Annotated in this window: 9 protein-coding genes; all 9 read left to right on the top strand. The window is 48.4% G+C overall.

What is annotated here, in order from left to right; translation table 11 throughout:
* A partial coding sequence (locus A3750_RS11160; protein WP_068548268.1) for an ABC transporter ATP-binding protein occupies positions 1–656 on the top strand: 656 nt, incomplete at its 5' end.
* Positions 637–1431, top strand: coding sequence for a lipid asymmetry maintenance ABC transporter permease subunit MlaE (mlaE, locus tag A3750_RS11155; protein ID WP_197466260.1), 795 nt, complete (start codon positions 637–639; stop codon positions 1429–1431). The genes A3750_RS11160 and mlaE, both read left to right, overlap by 20 nt.
* A 24-nt stretch (positions 1432–1455) precedes the next feature.
* Positions 1456–1914 (top strand): outer membrane lipid asymmetry maintenance protein MlaD, encoded by a 459-nt coding sequence (gene mlaD / locus A3750_RS11150; protein ID WP_068454995.1) that lies wholly within the window; start codon positions 1456–1458, stop codon positions 1912–1914.
* Between the two features lie 10 nt (positions 1915–1924).
* The gene (locus A3750_RS11145) at positions 1925–2587 is read left to right on the top strand and encodes a phospholipid-binding protein MlaC (RefSeq protein ID WP_231871794.1); all 663 of its coding nucleotides are present in this window, start codon (positions 1925–1927) and stop codon (positions 2585–2587) included.
* The gene (locus A3750_RS11140; RefSeq protein ID WP_068456489.1) at positions 2587–2883 is read left to right on the top strand and encodes an STAS domain-containing protein; all 297 of its coding nucleotides are present in this window, start codon (positions 2587–2589) and stop codon (positions 2881–2883) included. Before A3750_RS11145 ends, A3750_RS11140 begins: the two co-directional genes overlap by 1 nt.
* Before the next feature lie 139 nt (positions 2884–3022).
* Positions 3023–3265, top strand: coding sequence for a BolA family protein (locus A3750_RS11135; RefSeq protein ID WP_068456492.1), 243 nt, complete (start codon positions 3023–3025; stop codon positions 3263–3265).
* Between the two features lie 33 nt (positions 3266–3298).
* Positions 3299–4561, top strand: coding sequence for a UDP-N-acetylglucosamine 1-carboxyvinyltransferase (murA, locus tag A3750_RS11130; RefSeq protein WP_068456495.1), 1263 nt, complete (start codon positions 3299–3301; stop codon positions 4559–4561).
* 24 nt (positions 4562–4585) lie between these two features.
* A complete protein-coding gene (hisG, locus tag A3750_RS11125) occupies positions 4586–5224 on the top strand; it encodes an ATP phosphoribosyltransferase (RefSeq protein WP_068465466.1) in 639 nt (212 codons plus the stop codon).
* A gap of 35 nt (positions 5225–5259) precedes the next feature.
* Complete coding sequence (hisD, locus tag A3750_RS11120) at positions 5260–6558, top strand: histidinol dehydrogenase (RefSeq protein WP_068457583.1); 1299 nt, start codon at positions 5260–5262, stop codon at positions 6556–6558.
* The last annotated feature ends 41 nt before the right edge of the window (positions 6559–6599 follow it).

Below are 6599 nucleotides of genomic sequence, written 5' to 3'. Positions count from 1 at the left end.
TCTTAGTGGATGGCCAAGACTTCCAGACGCTGAGGCGCGAAGACTTGTTTGAGGAGCGTTCCAAAATGGGAATGCTGTTTCAAAGCGGTGCGTTGTTTTCGGATATTAGTGTATTTGAGAATGTTGCCTTCCCACTAAGGGCGCACACGAACCTTCCTGAGGATATGATTCGGGATATCGTGATCATGAAGCTCAATGCGGTTGGTTTGCGCGGTGCTCGCGATATGATGCCATCGGAGCTCTCAGGTGGGATGACGCGGCGAGTAGCGCTCGCTCGGTCTATTGTGCTGGATCCAGCGCTCATAATGTACGACGAGCCGTTTGCCGGTCAGGATCCGATCGCGATGGGCGTGTTGGTACAGTTGATACGTCTTCTAAATGATACGCTTGGCTTGACCAGCGTACTCGTCTCGCACGACATCTCAGAATCTTTGAGTATCTGTGATCATGCAATCGTGATTGCAGATGGGCGTGTGATTGGTGCCGGAACTCCAGAAGAATTACGGAAGTCTGATTCTGCATTGGTTAATCAGTTTGTGAACGGCTTGCCAGATGGTCCGGTACCCTTTCATTACCCAGCTCGAGACTATGTAGACGATCTTTTGGGCGACGATTTGAATACTTCTTTTGGCACTGATGGAGTCGCTCGTGATTAAGCAGATTCAAAAGCTTGGTCGTTCAGGTACTGAGACCATTGCAACGCTTGGTCGCTCTGGCGTATTTTTGCTTCGGGCAATACTCGGTTTGAGTTTTACGGTTAAAGGGCTGCGTCTGCTTTTAAAGCAGCTCTATCATGTGGGTGTATTGTCACTCATCATTATCGTTGTCTCAGGTATGTTCATTGGTATGGTTCTCGGCTTGCAGGGTTATAGTATTCTTGTTGACTATGGGTCTGAGCAGGCGGTTGGGCAGATGGTTGCGCTGACTCTAGTTAGAGAATTGGGCCCAGTTGTAACCGCGCTTCTGTTTGCTGGTCGGGCGGGTTCTGCTCTTACGGCTGAGATTGGCTTGATGAAAGCGACGGAACAGCTGTCTAGTTTGGAAATGATGGGGGTTGACCCCATGAAGCAAGTTATTGCGCCGCGTTTTTGGGCTGGTTTCTTGTCAATGCCCATTCTTGCTGCCATTTTTAGTACTGTTGGTGTGCTTGGTGGTATGTTGATTAGTGTTGATTGGCTGGGTGTTTACAGTGGGGCCTTTTGGTCGAATATGCAGTCGGCAGTTGAATTCGAGGCGGACGTGCTCAACGGAATGATTAAGGCGGTTGTATTTGGTCTTGTTGTTACTTGGATAGCCGTCTTTCAGGGTTATGATCTAATTCCGACTTCTGAGGGAATTGGTAATGCGACAACAAAGACCGTCGTCTATTCTTCATTGGCAGTTCTTGGTTTGGACTTCTTGTTGACGGCTGTCATGTTTGGCGGTTTTTGATAGGTAAAATCTTAAGGGAAGCGTATGTATAACAAAACCGTCGAGCTAGTTGTAGGGCTCTTCATGTTGGCGGGCATGGTCGCTCTGTTGTTCTTGGCTCTTCAAGTGAGTGGCTTGTCGTTAGATTCTCAAAAAAACTCTTATCGTGTTTATGCCTTGTTTGATGATCTCGGAGGGTTGTCGGTGCGGGGCAAGGTGTCTATGGCAGGTGTTACGATTGGTCGGGTTAGCAGCGTAACGTTGGAGAAAGAAACCTATTCAGCGTTAGTTGAAATGGAAATTTATTCTGATGTGGATAATCTGACCGTTGACAGTGTGGCGTCAATTCAAACTTCAGGGTTGCTTGGGGATAAATATGTCGCTATCAGTGTTGGGGGAGATGAAGAGGTCCTCGCAGATGGCGATACCATTTTTGATACTCAATCGGCACTCAATCTAGAAAAGTTAATTGGGGCATTCGCTTCCGGACAAGCAGATTTTTAAGAGGTCGACTATGCCACAAATGATTCGCTTAACGCTCACGTTCATCCTCTTTTTAGCGCTGCCGTTTAGTGCCGTCGCTGCAGCAGATGAGTCTGACCTGGTTAAAACAACCGTCGAAAAAAACGTAAAGGATATTCTTCGAACCTTTGAAGAGCAGAAGCCTCGATTCGAAACCGATCCGGATGGCTTTTACGTTGAAATGGAGAAGGCGATCAGCTCCATCATTGACTTTCGTCGCATTGCTGCTCGAGTGATGGGTAAGTATGCAAGAAAGGCGACCAAGGATCAGCGAAATGAGTTCGTTGAAAGCTTTAAAGAAAGTCTTTTCAACACCTATACCAAAGCGATCGTTGACCAGGGCTCGTTCGAAATGCGGGTTGTAAAAGCACAAATTAACCCGCGAAGCGATACGCGAGCTTCTGTCGAGATGGAGGTGATTACCTCAAATGGAAGCGTCTATCCAGTGACCTACTCTATGTACAAAAATAAAGAAGGGCGTTGGTATATGGAAAATGTCATCGTATTCGGCATCAACATCGGTCTGGCATTTAGGGATAAATTTGATAGTGAAATGAAATCTCGTAAAGGCGATATTGAGGCGGTTATTTCGAACTGGAGTGTTGATCTAGAGATTGACGTTCCTGAGGGCGCAGGTCCTCTGGAGGAGAGCTAGTGTATTCGGTGACAACGCGAGACGATGCCAGTGTGAGTTTAAGTGGAGAGGTTGCGCGTAGCGATTTGGTTGAGGTTCGGGCATCTATCGAGCGGTTGGTTGAGGCGCATGATGCTCCTCGCGTTGTCGTTTATCTGAAGGATCTCAAGTCCTACAATAGTCAGATTTTGTCTCTGTGCTTGTGCTTGATTCGCAAAGCAAAAAGCCTTGATATTGAGCTCGAGTTTAAAGAACCTCCACAGAAACTTTTTGATATGGCTCGCGTTGGTGGGCTCGAGTTCATATTTAGTCATTAAACACTCTGTTTTTATTTTTTCTCTAATACTTAACTGGGGCGCTAAATCGCCACAGCTTGTCCTTTAGTGCCTGCACTGATTGCTGTATGATACGCGCCCAATTAGCTCATCGATTTAATCGCTTAGAAAGGGTGTTTGTATGCAAGCAAACGAAGTTGAAGCGCTCGTAACAGCGCAATACCCAAATATGGAAGTTGTTGTTGAAACCGACGGATATCAGTATCAGTTGCGCGCAGTGGGTGATGAGTTCGACGGATTGAACAAAGTAAAGAGGCAGCAGCTCATTTACGGTTGTCTTAATCAGCACATTGTCGACGGCACAATACACGCCGTTGTTATGCAGACCTACACGCCTGCAGAGTGGGCTTCGCAGGGCGAATAAGGTCCGGCAATCAATTATTAAAGTAAGGCTCTTATGGATAAATTAGTTATTGGTGGCGGTGTCGCTTTAGATGGCGAGATTCGTATTTCCGGCGCTAAAAACTCAGCGCTACCGATTTTGGCGTCAGCGTTGCTGGCCAGTGAACCCGTTACAATCGGCAATCTCCCGCACCTTCACGACATCACAACGATGATTGAGCTCATGGGGCGTATGGGCGTTGAGTTGATGATTGATGAGAAAATGAGTGTTGAGATCAACGCCATGACGATCAAAGATCTGAATGCGCCCTACGATCTTGTAAAGACAATGCGCGCGTCTATCTTGGTGCTCGGTCCTTTGCTTGCGCACTTTGGTAAAGCGGAAGTATCTCTTCCTGGTGGTTGCGCGATTGGCAGCCGGCCTGTTGACCTGCACATCAAGGGTCTGGAAGCAATGGGCGCCGACATAGCGGTAGAGGATGGTTACATCAAGGCGCGTTCTAATGGGCGTTTGAAAGGCGCAACCATTGTTTTTGATGTGGTCACCGTAACAGGTACCGAGAACCTTCTAATGGCCGCTGCGCTCGCTGAGGGTACGACGATTTTAAAAAATGCTGCGCGGGAGCCTGAAGTTGTTGATTTGGCAGAGTGCTTGATCGCGATGGGGGCAAAAGTAACTGGGCATGGTTCCTCTGAAATTGTGATTGAGGGAGTGGCGAATCTTAAAGGTACGCATTATGACGTGATGCCTGACCGAGTCGAAACCGGTACTTATCTGGTTGCTGCCGCAGCAACTGGAGGACGCGTAAAGCTAAAAGATACGCGCGCTGATATTTTGGATGCGGTGTTGGTGAAGCTCGAAGAAGCTGGAGCTGAGATCACTGTAGGCGAAGATTGGATTGAGCTTGATATGAAAGGCAAGCGGCCAAAAGCTGTTTCCTTAAGGACCGCTCCTTATCCTGCGTTTCCCACTGATATGCAGGCGCAATTTGTCTCGCTTAACTGTATCGCCGAAGGGGCGGGTTCGGTCACAGAGACAGTGTTCGAAAATCGTTTTATGCACGTTCAAGAGCTGCAGCGAATGGGCGCGGATATTAAGCTTGAGGGTAATACGGCCATCATTACAGGTGTTGAAAAGCTTCAGGCTGCGCCGGTTATGGCGACGGATCTGAGAGCGTCGGCGAGTCTCGTTATTGCTGCGCTTGTTGCTCAAGGTGATACCGTGGTTGATCGCATCTACCATATTGATCGCGGTTACGAATGTATTGAAGAAAAGTTACAGTTATTGGGAGCAAAAATTCAGCGCTTGCCGGGCTAGGTTCGCTACTGATTTAAATACGATATGTCTGACTCTCTGGTTATCGCCTTATCAAAAGGCCGTATTTTGAAAGAAACGTTGCCGCTGTTGGCGGAAGCCGGTATTGAGCCTGTTGAAGACCTCAGCTCAAGCCGTAAATTGATATTTGATACAACTATTGAAACGATTAAGTTGATCATTATTCGCGCTACCGACGTGCCCGCGTATGTTCAGTATGGCGGTGCGGATATCGGTGTTACAGGTAAAGATGTGCTAATGGAGCACGGAGCTGCAGGGCTTTATGAGCCTCTTGATTTGCAGATTGCCAAGTGCAAGTTGATGACCGCGGGCAAAAAAGGCGAATCAGCGCCGTCGGGTCGAATTCGGGTAGCGACGAAGTTCGTGAACCTTGCGAAGGCTTTTTATGCGCAGCAGGGCGTTCAAGCCGACATTATTAAGCTCTACGGTGCGATGGAATTGGCTCCTATTTTGAGTTTGGCCGATGAGATTGTTGATATTGTTGATACGGGCAATACCCTGAAGGCAAATGGTCTAGAGCCTAGGGAGCATATTCACGACATAAGCACGCGACTTGTTGTCAATCGCGCTTCGATGAAAATGAAGCATGCACAAATTCAGCCTATCATTGAGCAGCTCACTGAGGCTGTGAATCGTCGCACTTAAGTGGCACGTGTTACTCGTAGTACTGGAGTTTTTTTATGTTAGATATCAAACGTTTGGATTCGAAAGATCCTGATTTCGATGCACAGTTGTCGGCATTAGTTGCATGGGACGAAACGCTTGATGAGTCTGTGCATAAAACGGTCAAGGAAATTATTGCTGCGGTGCGTGGACGCGGTGACGATGCGGTCATTGAATACACCAATCGCTTCGATGCACTTAATGCGACCAATGTGTCCGAACTTGAAGTGCCTAGAGATCAGTTGCAGCAGGCATTAGATGGGTTGCCAGACAATCAGCGCACTGCTTTGCTTGAGGCGGCGAATCGCGTACGAACTTATCACGAAAAACAGGCGCAAGGTTCTTGGGAATTTACTGAGGCTGATGGCACAAAGCTTGGCCAGCGTGTACTTCCTGTTGATAAGGCTGGCTTGTATGTTCCGGGTGGTAAGGCGGCGTATCCCTCTTCGGTATTAATGAATGCGATTCCTGCAAAGGTTGCAGGGGTTGAGGAAGTCGTGATGGTTGTGCCAACACCAAAGGGCGAGGTAAATCAACTTGTTCTTGCGGCAGCAGCTGTTTGTGAGGTAGATCGGGTGTTTACTATTGGTGGTGCGCAGGCTGTTGCCGCGCTCGCTTATGGTACAGAGACGATCCCCGGTGTCGATAAGATCGTTGGGCCTGGCAATATCTATGTTGCTACCGCTAAGAGAGAAGTGTTCGGGCAGGTCGGTATCGACATGATCGCCGGGCCGTCCGAAATCTTGGTTATTTGTGATGGTAAAACGGACCCAGACTGGATAGCGATGGATTTGTTTTCACAGGCCGAGCATGACGAGAACGCTCAGGCTATTCTGATTTCTCCAGACGCGGAGTTTCTTGAAAGGGTACAAAAGAGTATTCAGGCCTTGTTGCCGACGATGGACCGTAAAGAGATTATCGAAGTGTCAGTAGCGAATCGAGCGGCACTCATTAAGGTCGAATCCCTTGAAGAGGCGGCAATGGTAAGCGATCGAATTGCTCCTGAGCACCTCGAGCTGTCTGTGGAAGATCCCGAAGCCTTGCTGGAGCATGTTAAGCATGCTGGCGCGATCTTTATGGGGCGCTATACCGCCGAGGCATTGGGGGATTATTGTGCAGGGCCTAACCATGTGCTTCCAACTTCTGGCACAGCTCGTTTTTCTTCGCCGCTTGGTGTTTATGATTTTCAGAAGCGGTCATCAATTATTTATTTCTCTGAAGATGGTGCGAGCGAGCAGGGTAAGGTTGCTTCGGTTTTGGCCCGCGGAGAGGGCTTGAGTGCGCACGCCCGGTCGGCAGAGTATCGCATCAAGTAGATGTTAACGATGCCGCATTGGCTCGAATAAAAATAGGTGTG

The organism is Oleiphilus sp. HI0079 (assembly GCF_001635105.1).
Note: the sequence above shows the minus strand (reverse complement) of the source record. Positions and strands in the feature narration are given on the sequence as shown.

What these genes read in the sequence shown, in the direction of transcription:
- mlaE (WP_197466260.1), top strand. Translation starts at nt 637, where the DNA reads ATGGAGTCGCTCGTGATTAAGCAGATTCAAAAGCTTGGTCGTTCAGGT.
- mlaD (WP_068454995.1), top strand. Translation starts at nt 1,456, where the DNA reads ATGTATAACAAAACCGTCGAGCTAGTTGTAGGGCTCTTCATGTTGGCG.
- A3750_RS11145 (WP_231871794.1), top strand. Translation starts at nt 1,925, where the DNA reads ATGCCACAAATGATTCGCTTAACGCTCACGTTCATCCTCTTTTTAGCG.
- A3750_RS11135 (WP_068456492.1), top strand. Translation starts at nt 3,023, where the DNA reads ATGCAAGCAAACGAAGTTGAAGCGCTCGTAACAGCGCAATACCCAAAT.
- murA (WP_068456495.1), top strand. Translation starts at nt 3,299, where the DNA reads ATGGATAAATTAGTTATTGGTGGCGGTGTCGCTTTAGATGGCGAGATT.
- hisG (WP_068465466.1), top strand. Translation starts at nt 4,586, where the DNA reads ATGTCTGACTCTCTGGTTATCGCCTTATCAAAAGGCCGTATTTTGAAA.
- hisD (WP_068457583.1), top strand. Translation starts at nt 5,260, where the DNA reads ATGTTAGATATCAAACGTTTGGATTCGAAAGATCCTGATTTCGATGCA.